Origin of the sequence: Paenibacillus sp. PAMC 26794, assembly GCF_000316035.1 — a bacterium.
Taxonomy (GTDB): Bacteria; Bacillota; Bacilli; order Paenibacillales; family Paenibacillaceae; genus Paenibacillus.
Window position 1 is genome coordinate 549,017 of record NZ_ANHX01000011.1, and the last position, 22,600, is coordinate 571,616.

A 22,600-nucleotide genomic window follows, 5' to 3' on the forward strand; every position below is an offset into this window, starting at 1 on the left:
ATTCAAAACAATCGGGCAACGTATTTACACGAGTGGGCGGCTAAACGCGAAATGGATATTTCGGAAAGCCAATCCAGGCTGCGTATTCGGGGAATTAAGTTTCGAGGTGAACAAGTCAAGCTTACGTTAGGACATTCACAGAAAATTACGTATGCATATCATGACAATCCGATGGTAAAGCAATGGTTTGGTCTGGGAACCTGGCATGTCATGACACTGGTCAAGAAAGATCATCGCTGGATGGTTTCCAAAGAGTGGTTTCTTGATCCACTGGAGGAAAATCCGAAAAAAATTCCTTCTGGCCGTCCCACACTTCCGCCTTCTCCACGCAGTACTATATCTAATCAACGTTATGATCGTAATCGTGCAGTCGCTTATGCCAATAAATATGCTGGTCTTGCTTGGGGAGCTGGTAATGAAGGGAAATACAACGGCAAATATAAGAATTATAATCATTTGGGTGGAGATTGTACCAATTTTGCCTCACAGGTTTTGGGTGACCCTAAGGAAGGGGGAGGCCTTAACATGAGAAGTCCCTGGAGATACCATTATAATAGCGGCGGTACACGAACTTGGGTACAAACGGATGCCTTCAAGCATTTTTTGCTACATAGCGGTTATGGTCAACGAATTGCGTCAGATCACTACGAAGATCTGGTCAAATCTACGGACAAGCATCCGCACAGTGCCATGTGGGAACTGGCTTCAGGGGACTTGATTGCACATGTCATGCACAACGATGTAGACCATTTTTCTATCGTTACCGGCTTTGATGATCATGGGTACCCTCTTGTCAACTCTCATACAGCGGACCGTTACAGGGCTCCTTTTGATCTGGGCTGGGATAATCAAACTCAGTATCTCCTCATTCACATTAAAGATTAGCTGCTTTTTGTCTCTAAAGTACTTCGTTTCCTTCCCAGCTCATATACTGTGAGTGGACATGTTGGCTGGAAGGAGATTGAAGCAATGCACAAGTCGTCGTTCTTTCGACAAACGGGTACTCGTTTGGGTGCCATTGCATTAACCAAAAGCATCGGGCTCATGGGACGGGTGATGCTGACTCGAATCATCGGCGCCGAAGGTATCGGTTTATTTCAAATAGCCTATGCTTATTTTGGTTTCGCTTTGATGCTGGTTACGAGTGGTTTCCCAACCGCTCTGGCTATATATACAGCAGGAAAAAAGAATTTGGGTTGGGTATGGTTCAAGAGATTGACCGTTTGGGTGTTATCAGTGGGAATAGTCGCTTTTATACTGACACTCGGATTTGCTGAGCAAATCTCACATCACCTTGGTAACCCTAATAGTTATTATTTTATTCGTGCTCTCGCACCGGCACTTGTCATTATACCGCTACTTGCTCTATTTCGCGGATACCTTCAAGGGCTAGAACAGTATGAAGCTATCGCATTTTCAGAGGTCGTCGAGCAGTTAATTCGAGTCACTGTCATGCTGACGTTATGTGTTCTTTTTTTGCCCCAAGGCGGTATGTTTGCAGGAGGCATAAGCATGCTCGGGACTAGCTTGGGTGGGATTGCCGCTTTTGTAATACTTCTTATCTTCTATATTAGAAATATAAAGATCCCTATCTATAAAGCCATTCCTGCATCCTCGCCACAGGGGGAAGGGAAGTGGTTTGTTCGAAGTTCCCTTGCCATCTGTCTTACTCGGCTGCTCATTCCGTTCTCAGATATGGCTGATGCACTGATTATACCTGCAAGACTGCAAAGTGCAGGGTATTCTTCACATGAGGCGACCGCCATGTTTGGCATGCTTACAGGCATGGCTCTTCTAATTGCCTATATGCCGACAATGGTCACCGCTGCCATTTCCCATACAATGACTATGAAGTTAGCTTCAGCCTGGATAGAGCAACAAGGCCATTTATTTCGGAGCTACAGCCTGAAGGCCATACGATATGCGTGGTCTTGGGGGATCGTCTCCACCCTTTTTTTATTGATACACGCCGAAGAACTGGCTTTAATCATATTTGGTTCCACAGAAGCTGGTAGCCTGATCAAAGGATTATCAGTAATTCCCCTCATTGTAGGCGTAAGAGAAATTACAACCAGTATCCTATGGGCTCAAGAACAAAAAAAAGTCACGTTTATCGCCACCGTCATCGGAATCGTTTTTGCTATAGGCTGTCATTACTTCCTCATTCCTGTCCCGTACATACAACTGAATGGAGCAGTTTCAGGTATTCTGTTGATGGAGCTGATTGTATTTGTTGCCAATGTTTTTGCTCTTCGATCCTTGTTACTCCCTATGCAAATTGGCAGAATGGCGGCTTCTACTCTATTCCTCTTACTTGCAGGTATTCCACTAGGTTACTTCATTCGTACCTGTAGTCAAAACTGGCTTCCAGGCACATTTGGTGAAGTATCAGGAATGGTGATATACGGGGCTTGTCTGCTACTTGTTCACATATGGATCAGTAAACGGATATAAGGCTTTGCTTTCTAAACAGGCCAATTCCTTCTTATACATGCAATTCTGCAACATAGTAAACACTCAACCGCTCCACTAATCTTACTTACCAGAGGGAGGCATGCTTTCTAACGATCTCAATAAAAGCTTTTACTTGGGGAGAGATCCACTTGTTTTTGGGATACAGCAACTGCGTAGCTAGATTTTGTTTGTACTGCTGACCTGAAAGTTTTTCTTCCTTCAGCTCCTTCTCTACCGTAATTCGAGGTAACAAGGATATGCCCATACCGCTCAATATCGACTGTTTCACAGCTTCAATACTCCAGAATTCAATATTGGAAGTAATCCCAATCTGATACTCTTCAATGCATTGTTCAAACAATGTGCGATACCCACAACCTCTTTCGGTAAAAAGTAAATTGCTTCGCACAATGTCCCGTTGTAGCTCAAATGAATTGGGGTACAGCAGCATCATGGGCTCCTCAGCCAATTTCTCACTGTACAGATTGGGATCATGCACCTCTGTCCCCAACATGAAGGAAATATCACTTTTACCTTGCATCAAATTCTCTTTATAATGTACGGAATCTAATTGGTGCCATTCGATATTGACATGGGGATGCAATTTTTTGAACTCTTCAATAATAGGCGGAAAACGATAGATCAACAACGTTTCCCCAATACTGATCACGATATTACCCGTTAATTCCCCTTGTGCAGCTGTCACTTCCTTAATCATGTGATACAGATCAAGCATTTTTTGGGCATGTGGCAACAATTTTTTCCCAGTCTCTGTTAAAATAACCCGCTTACCAATTCGATCAAATAAAGGATAGTTAATCTCCTCTTCCAATGCCTTGATATGCAATGTAATTGTAGATTGTGCGTATCCAAGATGCTCAGCAGCTTTGGTAAATCCATCGTGTTCCACAATCGTAATAAATGTGACCAAATGACGTATTTCCATCATTGGCTCCCTTCTTTTTAACATCATTAAAACTGATCGTTTACATATAAACTATCAATTTCACTAATGGAAAGCAATCGTTTATATTCAATGTAGCTCATTAAGAGCCCATTTAATTTTTTAATCTCGATCGTTTATGGAAGGGAGTAATCACTATGAAAACAGCAGCAACGTCATCCATGTTGATTAATGGATATCGAATTGCTTATGAGCAATACGGAGAAGGCTCTCCCATATGGCTCCTTCATGGAACACCGTCTTATAGCTATGAATGGAGAAAAGTAATACCCGCTCTGGTTCAAAAAGGATATAAAGTCTATGTTCATGACCTCCTTGGATATGGAGCATCTGAAAGACCACTCGAAGCAGATACTTCTGTGGCAGCACAATATACGCTGTTTAGTCAGCTTTTAGACGAACTCGGAATGGATCGTTTACATGTCGCAGCCCATGATCTAGGTGGAATTGTTGGAGTCCAACTGGCCCTGGAACAGCCTGAGCGTGTACAATCGCTTACGTTACTCAACATGCCCAGCTATGATTCGTGGCCCTCACCAACCTGGAAGAAAATTATTGAAGAACAGCTTGAACAGGTGGAACAAATGCCCCGTGCTGATTTTGATACCATGCTAAAGAAACAATTACCCATGGCAGTGTATAATAAAGAGCTGATGACTGGAGATACACTGGATGCATATCTGGAACCCCATACAGGTTCATTGGGGAAAGCCTCTTTTTTCTCCCATCAGGTAGCTCACTATAATGCAAAATATACTGAATCCTATGGAACAGATTTACCGAAGCTGAAAGTCCCTGTTCAAATTCTATGGGGTGAGGAGGATGAATGGCAGCCCCTCGCTTATGCAAAGAGGCTTGTCCAAGATATTCCCCATGCCTGCCTACATGTCATTCCCAGAGCTGGTCATTTCGTAATGGAAGATGAGCCGGGGCAATGTTCTGATTATATCGACCGTTTCTGCAATGAGCATCCATGAGTTAGGATGATATAGAAAAAACACGAGGCGTATATTCACTTCCTCGTGTTTTTCTAATTCATTTGTATGCTCGTTTATTTTAGCTGCCTGATGCCCATATCCTTTACGATTATACTTTATTGTTTAATCCAACAATGGTTTCAAACGGTCGCAACACCAGTGGCAGCAAGCCATTCTCATAGTGGGTAAGCCAGATCTCTGAGAAGTTGAGGCCAAGCTCATCTTCCTCAAGCTCCACCATGTGTTCAGTAAGATTGATTACTACCAGCACCTGTTGATCTGCCAGTGTACGTGTATATGCATATGCACTCGGATGATCCGGCATAAGAAGCTCATAAATACCATAAGTCAACGTATCGTGCTCTTTTCGCAGCTGAATCATTTGTTTATAAAATTGAAGAATGGAACGTGGTTCCTGGAGTTGTTTCTCTACATTAATATTGACGTAATTGTCATTCACCTTTAACCATGGCGTACCCGTGGTAAACCCGGCCTGTTTGGCCGAAGGTATGCCGATTATTGTTCTTCCACAGGCCTCGGCCCTTTTTGAAGCTCGTCGGCATTTCTAATTCATTCAAGCGGACACGCTGTCTGTATCCTGTCCAAGTCCAATTTCCTTTCATCATTATAGATTGATATTCAAATAAGTCAAACGCTTTCATATTGTGCGTATATAAAAAGTGCTACTCCTCAAAATGATGAGGAATAGCACTTTTATATGCGTACCTTACTTCAGTTGTAATCACTTCTTGTTAATGGATGCTCAAACATTTCAGTCTACTCTCGTACCGCCACATTTAATGTGTATGATCTGGTTTCCCCTGAAGAATTACGAAGTACAGCTTCATACTCGTAGATTCCAGTTACCCTTCCAGAGATTGAGGTAACACCAGACTGTGCACCAGGCGAATGAGATTGCAGTGATTGTGTGTCAATCAATACACCATTTTCGTAAAGTTCGTATTCGGTTGCGTTTGTTCCCCACCACAGATTCATGGTGACATTATAGTTGCCGTCACCGTCCCAGTTGTCGTTCGACAGAACAGCTTGCCCCGGGGAAGCATCCGTGACGATGACTGTCAGCGGAACACTCATGGTTGAACCCAGTGCATTGATTAATTCTCCAGTATAGATATAGGTGCCATTTTTCTTTCCAGTAATATCAACTTGAACAGATTGGGCGGACGGGGATTGATCGACCAGAGAAATTTCCTTAATCAGTTCACCATTCTCATACAGCTTGAACTGATTGCCGTTATTCCCCCACCACAGATTCATAGTGATTGTATAGTCTCCGTCTTTGAGCCCCGTGTCGTAACCATTATTATCAGATAACACCGGAGTGCCAGGGGCAGCGTTTGCTAGTGGCGTTGTCTGATGGAGCCATTCCTCCCACTTAATCAGCACACTTACCTGCTCATCCGTAAATACGGTTCCTCTAGCTGCTTGAACGTCATTACCGTAGGATGCAAGCAATTGACGCGCTTTTGCTCCTTCACGATTGTTTGCTGCCTGTTTGGCCTGCTGTAACGTGTTTGTGAGCTGTTCAGCAAGAACACCAGCATTAGGATCGATCGATTCATCAGCAAAGGTGTTGGTCAGATTAATTAGGCTATCGAATGTAGCAATAACGCCAAAACTATATTCTACTGTCTGTTCCCAGCCAGCCAAATCGGAGACCGTTGCCGTAACCTGGTTCAGGCCGGGTTCCAGTGTATACGCAGGAGTGTCGAGAAGCACACCCTCCGGCTCTTCCACACCGGATACCGAATCGGAGGCTGTATAGCTAATTTCCACATGCTGATCAATGGTGTACTCGGTTTGACCATGAATTTCAATGGTTGGAGGTACGAGATCAATCGATATGGACAAAGACTGTTCACTCTCTTTGTTACCGTCAACATCGACACTCCAGTAGGTGATGGTATGTGTACCTTCTTCAGTTAGGGTCAACTGTGTGCCACTCACCGTTTCGCCACCATTGATTTGATAATAGGTCCCTTCGATTTCGGAATCTTCATCGCTTGCTGTGAAGGTTACTTGTGCAGGAGAAGTATACCAGCCGTTCTGCAATTCTCCTTCCACAGTTGCCGTAGTATGCGGGGCTTCCTGCTCCGGAGTTTCTCCTTCCAACGTAACAAAATCAGATAGCGGAATATTCAATTCCTTCACAAGACGTGCCACGAGTTCAGACACCTTGATTGCACCGTTCATTTGCAAATGTGTATTGTCTTCGGTTGTACCTACCCACATGAATATCGATTTGGTTCCTTCTGTGCCAAGCTCCTGGAAATGCTCCCAACTGGCTTGGTTCAGATCAATGATGAGTGTTTCCGTCTCCTGCGCCGTTTCTTTCATCGCCTGTACGTATTCCGGGAAACTCTTGTTCAGCACTTCTCCGGTAAAGTCACGGCGGTTCACTGGCGTGACCAGAACCGGAATTGCCCCTCTCTGAAGAGCACCGTTAATGTATTCTTTTAGATATACCTTAAATTGCTCTGGTGTAAGATAACGCTCTGGACGTGAAGGTGTGGAATCATTATGAGACCACTGCATGAACAGATAATCGCCTTCTTGAATGTCGAGTAAAATATCGTTGAGATATCCGCCGACCAGGAAGGTCTTGCTGCTCAAACCTCCAACTGCCCGGTTATCAATACTGACTTCATTTGGATCAAAATATCCACCCAACGTTTCGCCCCAGCCTGCTTGCGGACGATAGTTTTCCGCGTAATTGGCCACAGTGGAATCGCTGGCCAAATAAATAACAGGTTTATCGCTTGCACTGTGATCTGGCAGACGCTCCAGCTTCAGCGCATTGATCTTCGGTGCATTTCCGGTGAAATTGAAGTTAAAGACCCCATCAATCAAGGCAATGTCATATGTGATTTCTTTGAATTCGCCCTTGGCAATGCTTGTAAGAGGCAGTTTTGTCATCTGCTCTACAACGACATTTGCGCTGGTCGATTCCTCCGCATCCCCGATGGTCATCGTTACCCGGTAATTCGCCGGCTCCATTTCCGCCAAAAAAGAGGTACCGTTTACTCGTGTGAAATCTTCCTTGAGCAAATCTCCGGTTTCCCGGTTCTCATCTTTGGTCAGCGCAGTATCGGCAAATCCGTACCCATTGCCTTCAATGTACGCTCTTTTGGCATCTACCTTGATGTATCCGTCGGCTGCGCCGCCAGAACCAAAGTCAAATTTGTACTCACTTAACTCTTCGCCAGGTTCACTTGTTAATGAATCCTTCGCAACAGTTAACATGTTCAACGCATGGTCAACTTGGGCCTGGGTGGCTTCCGTATTGAATATAGCTTCCGCAGCTGCCAAAGCCCGGTTCACCACAGCCTTCGATGCATCTGTATATTCCGACAGATCAATTGCTTTGATCTCATCATACAGAGCGATCAATACAGTCTGATCGCCACTCTCCGAAGAGAGCTGAGTGCCTTCAATCCGCACGTTGTCGATCTGGGTAGTCCAGTTCAACGTGCCTCCACCGCCTTTTCTAGTTCCCAGGAACCGCATGGATCTGACGTTGTCCGCATATGCGGCGGAACTCAGCGAGATATCTGCAATCGTTTGTGTAACTGTCGGATCCGCTAGGTTCGTTAATGTAAGATCAAGTGTTTTCTCGGCAAAATTAACGGTAGCATCCATATTGACCCACTGGTTCTTGGAAATATCTGTAGCCGTTCCCCCTTCAGGTATGGCTGTATCCCCTGTGCCGTAGTCCGGATTATATGCACCGACAAAATAATGAATTTTAGTGCTTCCGGTTTTCGTAAATAGCGTGAAAAGGGCATTTTCGTTCGAATCCTGGACCGTGAGATGACCTTCTGATGGATAGGCACTCACATTACCGGATTGCCAGTCAAAGTTCACGTTCACCTGATCGCCGTTCACGGCATCAAACAGACGGAATACCTTGGCCCGATTGCCCGATCCGGAACCCGCGACGGACAGTACTTTATTTCCAGACTGTTCAACAACGCTTCCCGTCATGGTTCCTGCAATACCCGTGGCATTGACCATCGCATACTGGTAGTCGGCAGCGTCACCTTCAAAATCCTCCTCATAGAGTTGGGTTTCCGGCTCTGGCTCGGGTTCGGAAATATCCGGGTCGATGACCAGCGACGAGATACTTAGCTCCATGTCTTTGACCGCACCAGCAACGAGTCCGGCAATTTTCTGTGCACCATAGCTGCTGAAATGCGTATTATCGTTGATCCCATTCGGGTATTTTGGATATTCACCCGGATTAGCATATAGGAACACTTTTTCCGTAGCTGTATTTCCAATTTTGTCGTAGTAAGCAATACTCAACTTGCTGAGATCAATCAGTGGCACATCCTGCTCTTCAGCTACTTCTTTGGCAGCCTGAACGTATGTCGGGAAGCTGACGTTGAATTCCTGAGTCACTGTATTAAAATCTCTGCGTCCAACCGGAGTCAGCAATACCGGTGTAGCACCCCGTTGTTTGGCACCGTTTACATAACGAGCCAAGTAAATCTTATAGTCCTCCGGTGATGCGTAACGGTCCGGTATCCCTGCACTGGCGTCGTTATGACCAAAGGAAATGAAGAAGAAGTCCCCCGGTTTAATTCGCTGCAGGATCGTATCGAGACGACCGTCTACCATAAAGGATTTACTGCTTCGACCGCCGATCGCATCGTTCACGATCACTGCCCCATTGGAGAAATAACGTCCGAACTGCTGGCCCCATCCTTCTTGAGGAGCCTGCGCTTCACTATAAGATTGCATGGTTGAATCACCAGCCATATAGATCGTTGTTGCCGCACCAGCCGCTTTCTCTGGATATTTCTCGATGATGACGTCTTGGATGTCTATGGCTGTACCCGTGAAGAGAAGATCAAGCTGTCCATCCACCACAGCAATATCATAGGAATACTCCAGTGGTGCTCCTGCTGTCACATTGGTTACGGCGAGCTTCTGGACGAATTCGGATTTGACTCCAACGTTCGAGTCATTTGCATCATTGCCCAATCGCAGCGTCACCTTATAGTTGGCATTTGGCAGGTCAACGGCAAATGTCGTGCCTGTCGCGACCGAAACCTCATTTTCTCCGACGGTAACACCGCTTGTATCTTTGAAGCCGTATCCCGGATCTTGTGCGTAGAGCGTATCCTGTATGTTCGTACTTCCTGACGCAGTCTCTGTACCAAAATTAAAGCGGTAGGCCGGCTCCAGCATTTCAGCTTCACGAGTCAGCGCCAGATCGGCTTTAGGGAATGTCGTAGCTTCCGCTCCAAGATAAAAGCCGGTATGAGGCGGTTGGTTGTAGGCTACATTTTGCCAAGCTACGCCAAGTCGATACACAGGGTCCTGCATCAGCGTAGGGATGCGATAGTCTGAAGGAATGGTCGTTGTGTAGAGACGATACTCCGAACTATCTTCGCTCCGCAACAGAAGCTCCTCACGCCAGTCGCCCAGAATGTCCGCCTGAAGTGCCGGATTGCCTTTGGTATGGTTGTTCGTTAACGTACCGGTTGCCCGGAAGATTTCATTCAGCTTTTTGTTTTGGTAATCCCACTTATAGATGAGCGGAATTCCTTTGGCTGTGCTATTATCCCACTCATGATCCAACAGCTCCCGCTGAAGATCTCCATCCCACCAGATGGCGAAATTGGCGGTTTTGGGCCCTTCCTCCACAGTGTAGATAGCCTCTCCGGCTGCTGAATAGGTATTGGTTACAGGTACACTTTGCCCGTTGGTAACGGTCGTGGCCCATGATTCGTAACCTGGATAGTTCGGATCAATGTCCGCCGACATCCCGCGACCGGTGTCAAAACCTGTTTTCTCACCCCAGAGGATTTCACCTGTTGCCGCATCGCGCATCTCCAGTCCGTATGCCGCATCCGAATGTTCATGCACGCTTACGACCTGATAGCCCTCCCGGTTCGGATCGAGCTGGCCGGCGTGCATGGCGTCACCGTGGCCGAGTCCGGTGCTGTACAGCAAGCTGCCGTCATCATCAATGGCCAAGGCGCCAAACATAATTTCGTCCTTGCCGTCCTTGTCGACATCCAGCACACTTAGATTATGGTTGCCCTGTGATTGATATTGTGATCCTGCTTCGTTTGTGTCGAACGTCCAGCGCTTGACGAGTTCCCCACCAACATAATCATAAGCAACAAGCACAGTGCGGGTATAATAACCCCGGCTCATTATGACACTTGGCTTCGTACCGTCCAGATAAGCAATCGCGCCAAGGAACCGATCTACACGGTTGCCATAGCCGTCACCCCAATCGCTGACATTGCCTCTTGGCGGATCATAATTCACCGTGGATACGGCTGCACCAGTCTCACCGTCAAACAGCGTGAGATATTCCGGCCCCGATAGTATGTATCCGCCGTCGTTGCGATAATCCTTCGTCCCGTCACCAATGACTGTGCCTTGGCCGTCCTTCGTGCCGTCCGCCGTCTTGACAACAACCTCGGCCTTTCCGTTGCCATCCAGGTCATACACCATTAACTGTGTATAATGCGCTCCGGCGCGGATATTGACCCCCAGGTCAATCCTCCACAGCTTTGTGCCGTCCAGTTTGATGGCATCGATATAGACGTTGCCAGTATAACCGGCCTGAGAATTGTCCTTGGAGTTGCTCGGACTCCACAGGAAGACGATCTCATATTCGCCATCCCCGTCCAAGTCAGCTACGGAAGCGTCACCTGCATAATAGGAGTAGGTTCCACCGTCCTTGGTCCGTCCGTCGGCTGGTTTATCCAGCGGAATAGGCAGATAATCGTTATGCCAGACCGATACAACTTCCGGCTGCATTTGCTCTTTGCCTGCAATAACGGTGGAGAGCTGATATTGCGAGCTGTCGAAACCAGTGGTGTCCATATAGTTAGTCACATCGCTTATGGGCGATGTGTTCACTTTGGTTCCGTTTTTATATATGTTGAAAGCGATATCATCTGGATCGTTGTTTAAATACCTCCAGCTTAAAAAAACGCCGTTGTCTACAAGAACCGCAACCAACCCCCGGTTAAGATACTCTGCTTGGCGACCCGGCAGGCTGCTTGATGACTCTGCACGTATCGGCGCCGGAGGGACAGCCAGTGAAATAACCATAAGGAGTGCTAAAAAAGAGACAAACATCGATTTCTGGATGGAAACAGTTCTTCGGATCATTCGATTAACTCCTCCTTATCTAAAAATTCATTTTTAGAATCATCAGTTCGATCCTGCCCAGCTTGTTGTCATATGAACACAATTTACAGCCACCTCCTCTTTATGTTACCGCTTACATTTATCTTACAGGTCTAAAAAAAGACAGACAATCTAAAAAATGTGACGTATTATATAAGATAATTGACTTTTTTAGGAAGGAGATGAAACGATGGTTCATACGGTCTCTTATGCTTTTCGTAATGACGATACATCAATCATGACACTGGACTCTATTGGATGGCAGATCGTTTCTAGCGAGGAATATCGTTGTCCAAGTGATGATAGACCGGACCCGGGACACGTCGTTTTTCAATACACACTGAATGGTCAGGGTTATCTGGATATTGAAAATCAAACGATTCCTTTACCAAAGGGGCATGCCCTACTTGTCAAAATCTCTGGAGAACATTGCTATTACTATAAACAAGAGAACAACGAACCATGGGAATTTATATGGATCAACATTCGCGGGGATGAAGCTAACCGAATTTGGGATATGATGCATGATAATGAGGGACATGTCATTCGACGAAATGCGGACTCTCCCTTGATTCAAGAGTTATGGCAAATTATCCATTTGATTCATCAAGAGAAGGTTACGGACAAGTATCGATTGTCCATGCAAGTCTATCGGTGGTTGCTTATCTTAGTGCAGACGAGTCGGGATGCGGAGAGGGATATCGGTGCGCTTTCCATAACAACGATTGAAAAATGTAAAAAGTTTATCCGAGAGAATTATGCATCTCCATTGACGTTGGATCTTCTAGCCAGCCATTGCGATATCAATAAACACTACTTGTGCAGGTTATTTCAGAAATCCGAGAAAACATCACCGTTAGCCTATCTCAAAGACAGACGCATTGAGGTTGCAATCCGACTACTGCGCACAACGGAACTTCCGATTTCCCAAATTGGTCAACAATGCGGGTTTGAGAGTCCCAGCTATTTCGGCAAAGTTTTTCGGCAATATATGTCCATGTCACCCAAAGAATATCGCTTGAATAAGTTAGAGTTTCCTTATGAGGCCATCTATTATGAATAACCAAACCGCCGTTTGCTAGTCGTCTTTGGATTGGGAACTGCTCTTATACCAATACAATAAAAAAAGCCGCTAGAATAGCGACTTTTAATGGAACTATGTTCTTTGTGTGCTTCGACATTTGCTGCACTTATTGTGCGGTGTATCCTCCATCTATGATCAGGCTATTTCCTGTCATATATGAAGAATCGTCGCTAGCTAGGAACAGAACGGCTTTGGCCATCTCTTCTGCTTGACCCAGACGTTTCATTGGTGTTGCCGCAGAAAGTGCTTGTTTGCTCTCTTCCGGGATAATTGGTGTATCGATGAAGCCAGGGCAAAGGGAGTTCACCCGAATATTCTGCTCAGCATACTCCAGCGCTAGCGAACGAGTCAGATTCACAACGCCGCCTTTAGCTGCATTGTAGGCTGCTGAACCAGGCGAACCAACCCATCCGTACATGGACGCCGTGTTGACGATTGTGCCTCCACCAATTTTGAGCATTTCGCGGATCGATTCACGAGCGACCAAGAATACGCCGTCCAGATCAACATTGACTGTATTGCGCCATTCGGCATAATCAAGCTCATGCGTCGGATGAACACGTCCGATTCCCGCATTGTTGAATACGATATCCACTTGACCAAATGCTTCTACGGTTTGTTTGAAAATCTCAGAAACCTCTTCTTCACTTGTTATGTTTGCTTTAATAAAGAGAGCCTCTGCTTTAAGCGCTTTCAGTTCCTGCTCAAACGCCTTGCCTTTTTCTTCATTCAGATCCACCAAGACCACTTTAGCGCCTTGGGAAACGAATAAGAGAGCTGTCGCTGCACCAATCCCGGATGCTCCTCCTGTGATGACTGCAACTTTATCTTGAAGTTTGCCCATGAATAAATCCCCAGTATAATATTTTGAATAGCGCCTATATAAATAGTGTTATATGATGTTTACAAAACTAATTCTATGCTTAAAATTGTAACAATCCAATCATTAAGATGTGACCAAGTGTCTACCTCGTAGACACTTTATAAAACTATGTCTATATTTATAGGAGTTTTTTGAATGAATAATGAACTTATTGTGACATCTCAACATCGTAATCGAACCAAGGAGCACCTAAAAACTGCTCTGATTCAGCTCATTAAGAAAAAAGGATTCCATGGTGTTTCTGTCAAAGACATCGTTGATCAGGCGGGTTATAATCGCAGCACGTTTTATTTACACTATCAGGATAAATATATTCTCGCCGAAGAGTTGTTGAGTATGACACTCGAAGGATTGAGGGGCGCAGTAGGTAAACCCTATTGGCACGGTCAAAAGGTTTCAACAAACAAGCTGGATGCCGAATCTTTTCAAATCGTGGATTATATCTACGAGCACCGTGACTTCTTCGAACTGATTCAATACGATGATACGTTACCCGGTTTACATACAGGCTTTCCACAAACCATACTCAAAATCTATCAGGAGCAATTTGTCTTTGAGACGATCAACAACTCCCCAGTTAACATGGACTATTTCAAGTACTATACCGCCTACGGTTTTTTTGGACTATTGAACAATTGGATATTAAGCGGATATCGTGAATCACGCGAGGCATTTATCAAAAACGTGATTGAACTCACCAAAACGCACATTCAATCTTTTCATTATGTCGGTAACACGTTTGATGCATGATCACGAGTAAGTTGATTAATTAGGTACATACATAAAAAAGTCGCTATATAAGCGACTTTTTTGAGTGTCCCCTCCTCCTTCCAAGAAGACCGTCACATGGTATCCAAAGCACCCGCTTCGTATTTTGTTTCCTTATACACAAAGTAATCAAAATCGGCATGTTTTCGGGTTCCACCTAGATCCTGCACACAAAGACCGATATAGGTTCCCGTAAACCGGATATACTCCGGAGATTCATCGGACAGATGTGTGATATCAACCCACTCGCCTGCATGATTCCAGGATGAATCACTATTTAACGCATAGTAAAAGCGGACGCGATCATGATCAACCACAGCCTTTAAGCGGAGCGTATTCCCCGACTCTAGCGGAATATCCTCCAGCAGTTCGTCGTATACCCCGTATTTGGACTGAATGATCCCCAGACAGAGCCCTTTCTCCTCATGATAAGTTACACGTAAGTAGAGATAGTCCTGGGTATCGTAGTACAAAATCAATCCTGCCATTTGCTGTGGATGGTCCGGCGCAAATTCCAGACACGTCTCGGCTTCACACTCCAAGGCCTGAAGTCTCCGTGCGATCATGCTTTGCCTGTGGGTTGAACTCATCGACTCCATGCCGTGCAAGCGCAAGTAACTGGGACGTTCCGTCAAGCTGAGCCAAGTCAAATCGGGTGGAATGCGAAGTGTATTCCAATCATGCCGAAGCTCAAAGTGATCAAAATGATCCATTTCAGCAATCGGCTCAAACGGATGTGACGGAATCATCGGTGCAGGTACCTGAACCTCCGGATATCGGTCACCGCTCGCAAGTCTCAGCCAGCCGTCCTCGCTCCACGTACACGGCTGAAGTGCGGTCTCACGTCCAAGAATGCAATATTTGTGATGAACGGGGCGTCCGACCAGATGAGCCATGTACCATTCCCCGGTATGCGTTTCGAGGAGACTGCCGTGGCCTGCCTTTTGCAGAGCTAAATCCGGTCTGCCGTAAGAAGTAAGGATCGGATTGGCAGGATCGACCTCATAAGGGCCATGTAACGTGCGAGAACGTGCTACCGTCACCGCATGCTCATAACCGGTTCCCCCTTCAGCCGTAATGAGATAATAATAGTCCTTATGTTTATACAGATGCGGCGCTTCTGTCAGGCCTAATTCTGTTCCCTTAAATATGTTAACGGCCGGTCCGATCAGCTTGTGTTCCTGGACGGAATATTCCTGAAGAACGATGCCTGCAAACCGATTTTTGCCCTTACGGTGATCCCATATCATATTGACCAGCCATTTACGTCCGTCTTCATCATGAAAGAGGGAAGGATCAAAACCGCTGCTGTTCAGATACATTGGATCGGACCAAGGTCCCTCGATATCCGTTGCGGTTACTAGGTAATTGTGGGTATCTTTAAAAGCCCCTACCCGGCTTTTGACATCGGTGTAGATCAGGTAAAACACGCCGTTGTCGTAACTAAGACAGGGTGCCCATACCCCTCCGGAATTAATGTTGCCCTCCATGTTCAACTGCGTTACACGAGTCAGCGGAGAAGCGATTGGCCGCCAATGAACCAGATCCCGGGAATGGTGAATCCGTACACCAGGGAACCAATCAAAGGTGGAAGTGGCGATATAATAATCCTCTCCCGCTCGGCATATGGACGGATCGGGATGGAAACCGGGAAGGATGGGATTGGTGATCATATTCTTGATCTTATTCATGGAAGAAACCTCCGGTATGAAAGTAATGATCTGTACAACAGCAGATACACGAAAGGTAGATATTAGTACCAGCCCAGCGCTTTTTTGCCGGCTTCCAGGGCGGTTATGATCCGCTCTACATCGTACACATTCCCTCTCCATGTCCCACCGCTGACCGATTGCAATGCAGCCCAGAGCTTTGTATCATCCGGCAAAGCTTCATCAGGCCTCATATCCGGATGGAAGGGCCTTTGTGCTAGGATGAGAGCACCTTCTTCCGGCGAAAACTCCAGATCTCCTTCTCCGACAAAGTTAATGCTGCCCTCCAGCGTGTTACGATCAACCGCGATGTCAATCAGGTCTCCGTTCCGCAGCTTGCCAATCGGTCCGCCTGCCAGCGCTTCGGGGCCAACATGACCAATACACGCTCCGGTGGAAACACCGGAGAACCGGGCATCCGTAATCAGTGACACGTATTTGCCAAAAGGCAAATGTTTAAGCGCAGATGTAAGCTGGTACGTCTCCTCCATTCCGGTTCCCGATGGACCTCGCCCAAGAAGCACAACAACGTCGCCAGCCAGAATACCTCCGGTCTTAATCGCATGGATCGCCTCACGTTCAGTGGTAAACACCTTTGCTCTGCCACGATGACGGTATACGCCACGCTCATCCAGCACATCGGGATCAATAGAGGTGGATTTGATGACAGAACCTTCCGGAGCGATATTCCCGGTTGGAAATGTTACGGTCGATGAGATTCCAAGCCGCTGAGCGTGTTCTACACTCATGATGACACTGTCCGGATCGATGCCGTCCTGTTCTTTCAACTGCTTCCGCATGAGATGACGGCGTTCCGACGATTCCCACCAGTCTAGTACCTGACCCAATGAAGTACCTGTAACCGTTGGTACAGACTCATCCAACAGACCAAGCTGTCTGAGGTGGAGCATGACCTCCGGTACACCTCCGGCCTGAAAGACACGTATGGTCGGATAAAAGATCGGTCCGTTTGGCAGGGCACTAACCAGCCTCGGAACATTTTTGTTGACCTGTATCCAGTCCTGTACTGTAGGTACGGTTAAACCGGCGGCATGGGCAATCGCCGGTATGTGAAGAAGCAGATTGGTCGATCCGCCAAACGCGGCATGAACGGTCATCGCATTGCGAATGGATGCATCCGTGACAATGTCTTCCATCCTCATCCCCTGTGACTCCATATGGATGAGTGCACGTGACGATTGGCGCGCCATTTCAAACCAGATGGGCTGCCCGGAAGGTGCAAGCGCGGCATGAGGCACTGTCATACCCAGTGCCTCTGCTACAACCTGGGCTGTAGCCGCAGTACCTAGAAACTGACAGCCTCCTCCCGGTGTAGCACAAGCTCGACATCCTAAATCCGACGCCATTTCCAGAGAAAGCTCCCCGTTGACGTACCGTGCACCGATGGTCTGAATTTTACCGGCATCCTCTCCATCGGTAGGAGGAAGTGTGACGCCGCCGGGAACGATTACACCAGGCAATTGCGGCATGCCAGCAAGCGCGAGCATCATCGCTGGAAGACCTTTGTCACAAGTGGCAACACCAAGCACGCCTTTACGTGTTGGCAGCGAGCGAATCAGTCTGCGAAATACCATAGCGGCATCGTTCCGGTACGGAAGCGAGTCAAACATGCCGGTCGTTCCCTGTGATCTGCCGTCACACGGATCGCTGACATATCCAGCAAACGGGATTCCTCCCCGGCTTGAAATTTCTTCTGCGGCAGCCTTCATCAGCAGGCCGACCTCCCAGTGGCCGGTATGGTAACCGAGTGCTGCCGGGCTGCCGTCCTCATTGCGAATGCCACCTTGTGTACTTAAGATCAGGAATTGTTTTCCGTTCAATTCCCCGGGCTTCCAGCCCATTCCAACATTCTGGGACATGCCAAACAAGTCGCCGCTTGGAGCATTTCGCAGCAAATCATCCGTTAAAGGCAGACGTCCGGCAGCCCCTGGAGCATGTGCTATGATATCGAAGCAGTTGGACGCGGTCTCTCCCATAATCGACGTAATCTGTCCGTACATGATAGCCTCCCACAGTTTATGACTTCACAAAGACCGTTTTGATGGCCGTGAAAAACTCGATAGCCGCTTGCCCCTGTTCTCTGGAATGTGAACTTGACATCTTCATTCCGCCAAACGGAGCCTGCAGCTCTACGCCGGCCGTTTCTGCATTAATTCTGACGAGTCCTGCATCCATGTCCCGGATGAAAGACAAAATGGCTCCGACGTTCTGTGTATAGATGGAAGCACTCAAGCCATAATCGCTATCATTAGCCGCTTCGATCGCTTCCTCCAGGGAATCTACCGCAATCAAGGCCAGAACCGGGCCAAAGATTTCTTCTCGAGCGATGGACATATGGGATTCGACCCTTTCAAATACGGTCGGCTGCACATAGAATCCCTCTTCCAGTCCCGGACCGTCCCCTCTTTTTCCGCCAGCGAGCAGAACGGCGCCTTCATCCTGGCCTTTTTGAATGTAACTCAGCACGGTATTGAGCTGTCCTTCGCTTGCACATGGACCCATCCAGCTTCCAGAAGACATGCCGTCACCCAGCCGAATTTCCTGGATTTGCGAGAGCAGTTTTTCTTTGAAGGCATCGTATACTTTTCGGTCAATAATGACTTTGCTGGTGGCCGTACATTTTTGCCCGGTCGATTTCAACCCACCGCTGATCGTGGCTTCCACAGCCAAATCCAGGTCAGCGTCAGCTGCGATAATAATCGGGTTTTTCCCACCCATTTCAAGTTGATATTTGGCCCCACGTGCCAGTGCTGCGCCGCCGACCCGTTTTCCCACTTCATTGGAACCTGTGAAGGTAATCCCGCCAACATCCGGATGTTCAGCAAGGGCAGATCCGATCACTGAACCTCTGCCGCATACCAGATTAAGAACACCTGCCGGGATGCCTGCCTCTTCAAAACACTCCATGACTTTAGCGGCGGTGACCGCAGTTTCCTGAGCCGGCTTCAACACAACCGTATTGCCATAAATTAAGGCTGGAGCCGTTTTCCAAATCGGAATGGCTACAGGGAAATTCCAAGGAGCAATAACCCCCACAACGCCAAGGGGTACGCGGGTCGTAAACATCAGCGCTTCGCTGTCCGTTGATGGAATGACATCACCGGTTTTTCGCATGCCTTCTCCAGCGTAATACCTTAAGATCGCGACACCGCGCATTGTCTCTCCTTTGGCTTCAGGGAGTGTTTTGCCCATTTCCCTGGTCATTGCCTCTGCAACTTCATCGGCCCGGCGTTCCAGCACATTGGCTGCCTGAAATAGATAGTTGCCGCGTTCCGCACCCGATAACCTCCGCCAACTTTTTGCTGCTTCCTTCGCGGCTGCAACAGCCCGGTTCAGATCCTCTACGCCTGAGGTGGGTACGTAGCCAACTACCTCCTTCCGATTCGCCGGGTTGATGCTCGGTTCGGTTTCACCGGACGTCGCCTTCACCCATTCTCCGTTAATGTAATTGCTGTATGTCTGCTCTACCTGAAATGTGGTCATCACATTCATCCTCCTTGTACATTAATTTGAAATGACTGGATTAATAAGTGTCCCGATATCGCTAATGGATATTTCAATGCGGTCCCCTGGTGCAAGTGTAAAATCATTGGGTGGAACGATGCTAGTGCCTGTCAATAACACCGTGCCGTCAAACAGATCGTTATCTCTGGCCAGAAAGGAGACCAGCTCATCAAGTTTTCGGTTTAACTCACTTGTGCTTGCCTCGCTTTTGACAACTATTTCACCTTCGCGATATATCTCGCAGATGATGCTGAACGCATATGGATTCTGCACCGTTTCCGCTATACGAATGGCCGGACCTATCGAGCAGGAATTGCGCCACATTTTTGCTTGCGGCAGATACAGCGGGTTCTCCCCTTCAATATCGCGGCAGCTCATGTCATTACCAACGATGTATCCCACAATACTGCCATCCCCGGCAAGCACCAACCCCAGCTCCGGCTCCGGGATCTGCCAATTGGAATCGCTGCGAAGTGTGACAGCCTCATTGGGCCCGACGGTGCGGGCTGCTGTAGATTTAAAAAAGATCTCCGGTCTTTCGGCATCATAAACTTTATCGTAAAAGGTCTTTGCATCCAGCTTGCCTTTCGTTGCTTCATAATTTCGCGCTTCCCGGCTGCGCTGATAAGTTACACCCGCCGCCCATACTTCTGGAGCTTCCAATGGAGTGATTAGATGCAGGGAAGTCCAATCGTCAGTTAACTTGTTTAATGGCTTAAAAGCGCTTTCAACAAGTTGAACTGGAGAAATCCCCTGCTTTCTTGCTTGATGGATCAAAGTCATAAAATCTGCTTGTGGCAAACGATACGCTTGTTCATCATCCGTAACGGCTGCCAGCCACTTCTGTTGTCCGTCCAGAAATCGAATAATTCTCATTCAAGCTTGCCTCCATTTTTCCCCATCGGGTTGATAATACTACCATAGCACCCGCTATGGTTCATGACGATGTTCTAATCACTCCGACGATTTACCCTTTTCACGCATTTTTTTTCTGTTAAGATGAGGTTAGATTCGTTGGAATACAGAATAGTACAAGGGGGTTGGCTTGTTGTGACCAAGCTTTCGGATGCTGTGTATTTAGGGCGTCTGCCCGATGTTCGCATGTCTTTTCAATTATTGGGGCTGCATGCAAGAAAGGTAGATTCCAGCTGGACTTATCCGTCTCATGAACATTCAATGTATGAAGTCCACTGGATGATGGACGGGCAGATGAACATGGTTGTCAACGGGCAGTCTTATCGGCAGTCGGTTGGCGACCTTCTGTTCATCCGGCCTGGTATGACCCACTCTTGCACCGGAGCCGGACCGGAGGGGTTCACTTATTTTTCCGTGCATTTCAGCATACACGATACATCCTTTTGCAGAGAACTTAACCGTTGCAAAGACATCTATTATCCGGCAAAATCAAATTTGGCTCTGGGGCTTTCACCTTCCCTGTCTACCTTGTATGGTCTGGCCACAGAGCATTTGTCTAGCTCGCTAACTTCCTCCAAACAAATGAAGGTACATGCCGCCGTGTTTGAACTGCTCGGTTCCCTGGTCGGTCAGTTATCTCAGCAAGCCTCCGTTACGTTGTCGAGAAAAGAAACCATTGCCCATCAGATTGCTGAGCACATTGAGGATTCGGTAAGATATATCCATCTTCACGGGGAAATTCAGGAGAACGATCGAACCTGGATTCAGGACATTGCCAAGTCGCTGAGCATTAGCCCGTCACAGATTAATCGTATTTTTCGGCAGGTATACGGCATCGCTCCGCGCAAGTTTCTATCCGAAACCCTTCTGAACGAAGCGCAGCGGCTGTTAAAGCAAACCGACTTGAACATAGACCATATTGCGATGATGCTGGGGTATAAGACCAATGCGCATTTCAGCCGCCAGTTCAAGCGGTGGACAGGCATCGCACCAAGCGAATATCGCAGCCATTCGCAGCAGGCTGTAGAAGCCCATCCGGATGATTGAAGAATCCAATTGGATACTCTCTCTAGGAACAACGCACACTGTCGAGAAATTAGAAAGCGTTAACGCATGATTCTCAACAGTATCACGCACTGTATTCAGCAAGCGATCACCAGCTGCCGACATTCCTCCACCAACAATAATCATTTCAGGATTGAACAGATTCACCATAGAGTCCCTGCTCCGGATCTAATAATTCAGGAATGCCCATACCCATGCACTGAATAGAAGCTTGCTGGATTCCTTCATAAGACAGCATCTCTTGAATAATGTCTACCATTTGGTTTAATGCATTCGAATCGAGTCGTCCAAAAAAAAAGATTGAATTTTTATCCACAAAAGAAAAATATATGATATATTTGACGAGAAACTTAGAACATATTCAGGAAAAGAGGATGTTATATGAAAAAAGTCTTTTTATCTTGTCTTGCCATGCTCATATTTTTGATTCCATTTTCTCCTGTGACTTCTGCCAGTGGAGATCGCCTGATTTATGACACGATGTATAATGTCGCTGGTAGAGGGTTAGTGTCAGACAATAATAGATTTTCGTTTCAATTTGATAACTGGGGCGATGCGCAGATCTGGGACGTCAAATCACGTAAAATGATATGGCACAGCAACACCAAAGACACAAGAATACATAAACTCCAGATTAATTATTTCAGCGGGAAGTTGGTCATATCAGATCCGCAAAATACACCTTATTGGACATCGGATAACCTGGCATGGGCTAAGGCATGGTACGGAGCAGATAATGTGCCAGCCAATCTTAGAGGCAATGTGCTCATCATGCAAACTGACGGCAATCTGGTGCTGTACAACAATGAAAATCCGGCCTTGGGCTGGTATCCTGTCTGGGCTTCGAATACAGGTGGACAGTAGGGCGTTTCTCAAAACTCGCTGAAGTGCATCTTTTACCGCCTTTTCGCCCCCTGCTGCGTCACTTTCCCTTGACGTGCCCCGGCACGCCTGTGGAAAACTTCCTTGCTTGGAACGAAAATTCGGCAAAATCTGCTTCCTTCGGAGTTTTCAGACACGCCCTAGACAACATAACAGTAATTTGTAAATGGATTGTTGCTCTAATCTAGCATGGTT

The 22,600-nt window shown here is 47.0% G+C and carries 15 protein-coding genes and 1 pseudogene; 7 read left to right on the forward strand and 9 right to left on the reverse strand.

Going from position 1 to position 22,600, the window contains the following annotated elements; all coding sequences use genetic code 11:
* Positions 1-51 precede the first annotated feature (51 nt).
* Both D829_RS0107730 and D829_RS30650 read left to right on the forward strand, forming a co-directional pair.
* On the forward strand, positions 52-885 hold the full coding sequence (locus tag D829_RS0107730; protein ID WP_241230738.1) for an amidase domain-containing protein: 834 nt from the start codon (positions 52-54) through the stop codon (positions 883-885).
* Positions 886-969: 84 nt separating this feature from the next.
* Positions 970-2,454, forward strand: coding sequence for an oligosaccharide flippase family protein (locus D829_RS30650; protein ID WP_017688295.1), 1,485 nt, complete (start codon positions 970-972; stop codon positions 2,452-2,454).
* A gap of 85 nt (positions 2,455-2,539) precedes the next feature.
* On the opposite strand, the gene D829_RS0107740 is transcribed toward D829_RS30650, so the two are convergent.
* Complete coding sequence (locus D829_RS0107740; protein ID WP_017688296.1) at positions 2,540-3,403, reverse strand: LysR family transcriptional regulator; 864 nt, start codon at positions 3,401-3,403, stop codon at positions 2,540-2,542.
* Positions 3,404-3,555: 152 nt separating this feature from the next.
* Here D829_RS0107740 and D829_RS0107745 point away from each other — a divergent pair, with 152 nt between their 5' ends.
* The gene (locus tag D829_RS0107745) at positions 3,556-4,395 is read left to right on the forward strand and encodes an alpha/beta hydrolase (protein WP_017688297.1); all 840 of its coding nucleotides are present in this window, start codon (positions 3,556-3,558) and stop codon (positions 4,393-4,395) included.
* A 109-nt stretch (positions 4,396-4,504) separates the two neighbouring features.
* Here the strand turns inward: D829_RS0107745 and D829_RS0107750 are convergent, their stop codons facing one another.
* Together D829_RS0107750 and D829_RS0107760 are read right to left on the reverse strand one after the other, a co-directional pair.
* Positions 4,505-4,747, reverse strand: coding sequence for an alpha-glucosidase C-terminal domain-containing protein (locus D829_RS0107750; RefSeq protein WP_193748454.1), 243 nt, complete (start codon positions 4,745-4,747; stop codon positions 4,505-4,507).
* A 425-nt stretch (positions 4,748-5,172) separates the two neighbouring features.
* On the reverse strand, positions 5,173-11,556 hold the full coding sequence (locus D829_RS0107760; RefSeq protein ID WP_017688300.1) for a GDSL-type esterase/lipase family protein: 6,384 nt from the start codon (positions 11,554-11,556) through the stop codon (positions 5,173-5,175).
* Positions 11,557-11,764: 208 nt separating this feature from the next.
* Here D829_RS0107760 and D829_RS0107765 point away from each other — a divergent pair, with 208 nt between their 5' ends.
* Positions 11,765-12,637: an AraC family transcriptional regulator gene (locus tag D829_RS0107765; protein ID WP_017688301.1), complete on the forward strand. Its 873-nt coding sequence runs from the start codon at positions 11,765-11,767 to the stop codon at positions 12,635-12,637.
* 127 nt (positions 12,638-12,764) lie between these two features.
* On the opposite strand, the gene D829_RS0107770 is transcribed toward D829_RS0107765, so the two are convergent.
* Positions 12,765-13,502 carry an SDR family NAD(P)-dependent oxidoreductase gene (locus D829_RS0107770; protein WP_017688302.1) on the reverse strand — a complete coding sequence of 246 codons (738 nt, stop codon included), beginning with the start codon at positions 13,500-13,502 and terminating at the stop codon, positions 12,765-12,767.
* Positions 13,503-13,676: 174 nt separating this feature from the next.
* Here D829_RS0107770 and D829_RS0107775 point away from each other — a divergent pair, with 174 nt between their 5' ends.
* Positions 13,677-14,291 carry a TetR/AcrR family transcriptional regulator gene (locus D829_RS0107775; protein WP_017688303.1) on the forward strand — a complete coding sequence of 205 codons (615 nt, stop codon included), beginning with the start codon at positions 13,677-13,679 and terminating at the stop codon, positions 14,289-14,291.
* 92 nt (positions 14,292-14,383) lie between these two features.
* On the opposite strand, the gene D829_RS0107780 is transcribed toward D829_RS0107775, so the two are convergent.
* From D829_RS0107780 to D829_RS0107795, 4 genes are all read right to left on the reverse strand, one after another.
* Positions 14,384-16,000 carry a glycoside hydrolase family 43 protein gene (locus D829_RS0107780; protein WP_017688304.1) on the reverse strand — a complete coding sequence of 539 codons (1,617 nt, stop codon included), beginning with the start codon at positions 15,998-16,000 and terminating at the stop codon, positions 14,384-14,386.
* A gap of 62 nt (positions 16,001-16,062) precedes the next feature.
* Positions 16,063-18,039 carry a YjhG/YagF family D-xylonate dehydratase gene (locus D829_RS0107785; protein ID WP_017688305.1) on the reverse strand — a complete coding sequence of 659 codons (1,977 nt, stop codon included), beginning with the start codon at positions 18,037-18,039 and terminating at the stop codon, positions 16,063-16,065.
* Positions 18,040-18,055: 16 nt separating this feature from the next.
* On the reverse strand, positions 18,056-19,522 hold the full coding sequence (gene gucD, locus D829_RS0107790) for an alpha-ketoglutaric semialdehyde dehydrogenase GucD (RefSeq protein WP_017688306.1): 1,467 nt from the start codon (positions 19,520-19,522) through the stop codon (positions 18,056-18,058).
* A 21-nt stretch (positions 19,523-19,543) separates the two neighbouring features.
* Entirely contained in the window at positions 19,544-20,419 is an 876-nt protein-coding gene (locus D829_RS0107795) for a fumarylacetoacetate hydrolase family protein (RefSeq protein WP_017688307.1), read from the reverse strand.
* Between the two features lie 174 nt (positions 20,420-20,593).
* Between D829_RS0107795 and D829_RS0107800 the strand changes: the two genes are divergently transcribed.
* Complete coding sequence (locus tag D829_RS0107800; protein ID WP_017688308.1) at positions 20,594-21,505, forward strand: AraC family transcriptional regulator; 912 nt, start codon at positions 20,594-20,596, stop codon at positions 21,503-21,505.
* A gap of 30 nt (positions 21,506-21,535) precedes the next feature.
* Here D829_RS0107800 and D829_RS34240 read toward each other — a convergent pair.
* Positions 21,536-21,673: pseudogene (locus tag D829_RS34240) on the reverse strand (ROK family protein); the annotation flags it as partial.
* 231 nt (positions 21,674-21,904) lie between these two features.
* On the opposite strand from D829_RS34240, the gene D829_RS0107810 reads away from it, so the two are divergent.
* Complete coding sequence (locus D829_RS0107810; RefSeq protein WP_017688310.1) at positions 21,905-22,387, forward strand: hypothetical protein; 483 nt, start codon at positions 21,905-21,907, stop codon at positions 22,385-22,387.
* Positions 22,388-22,600: the final 213 nt, after the last annotated feature.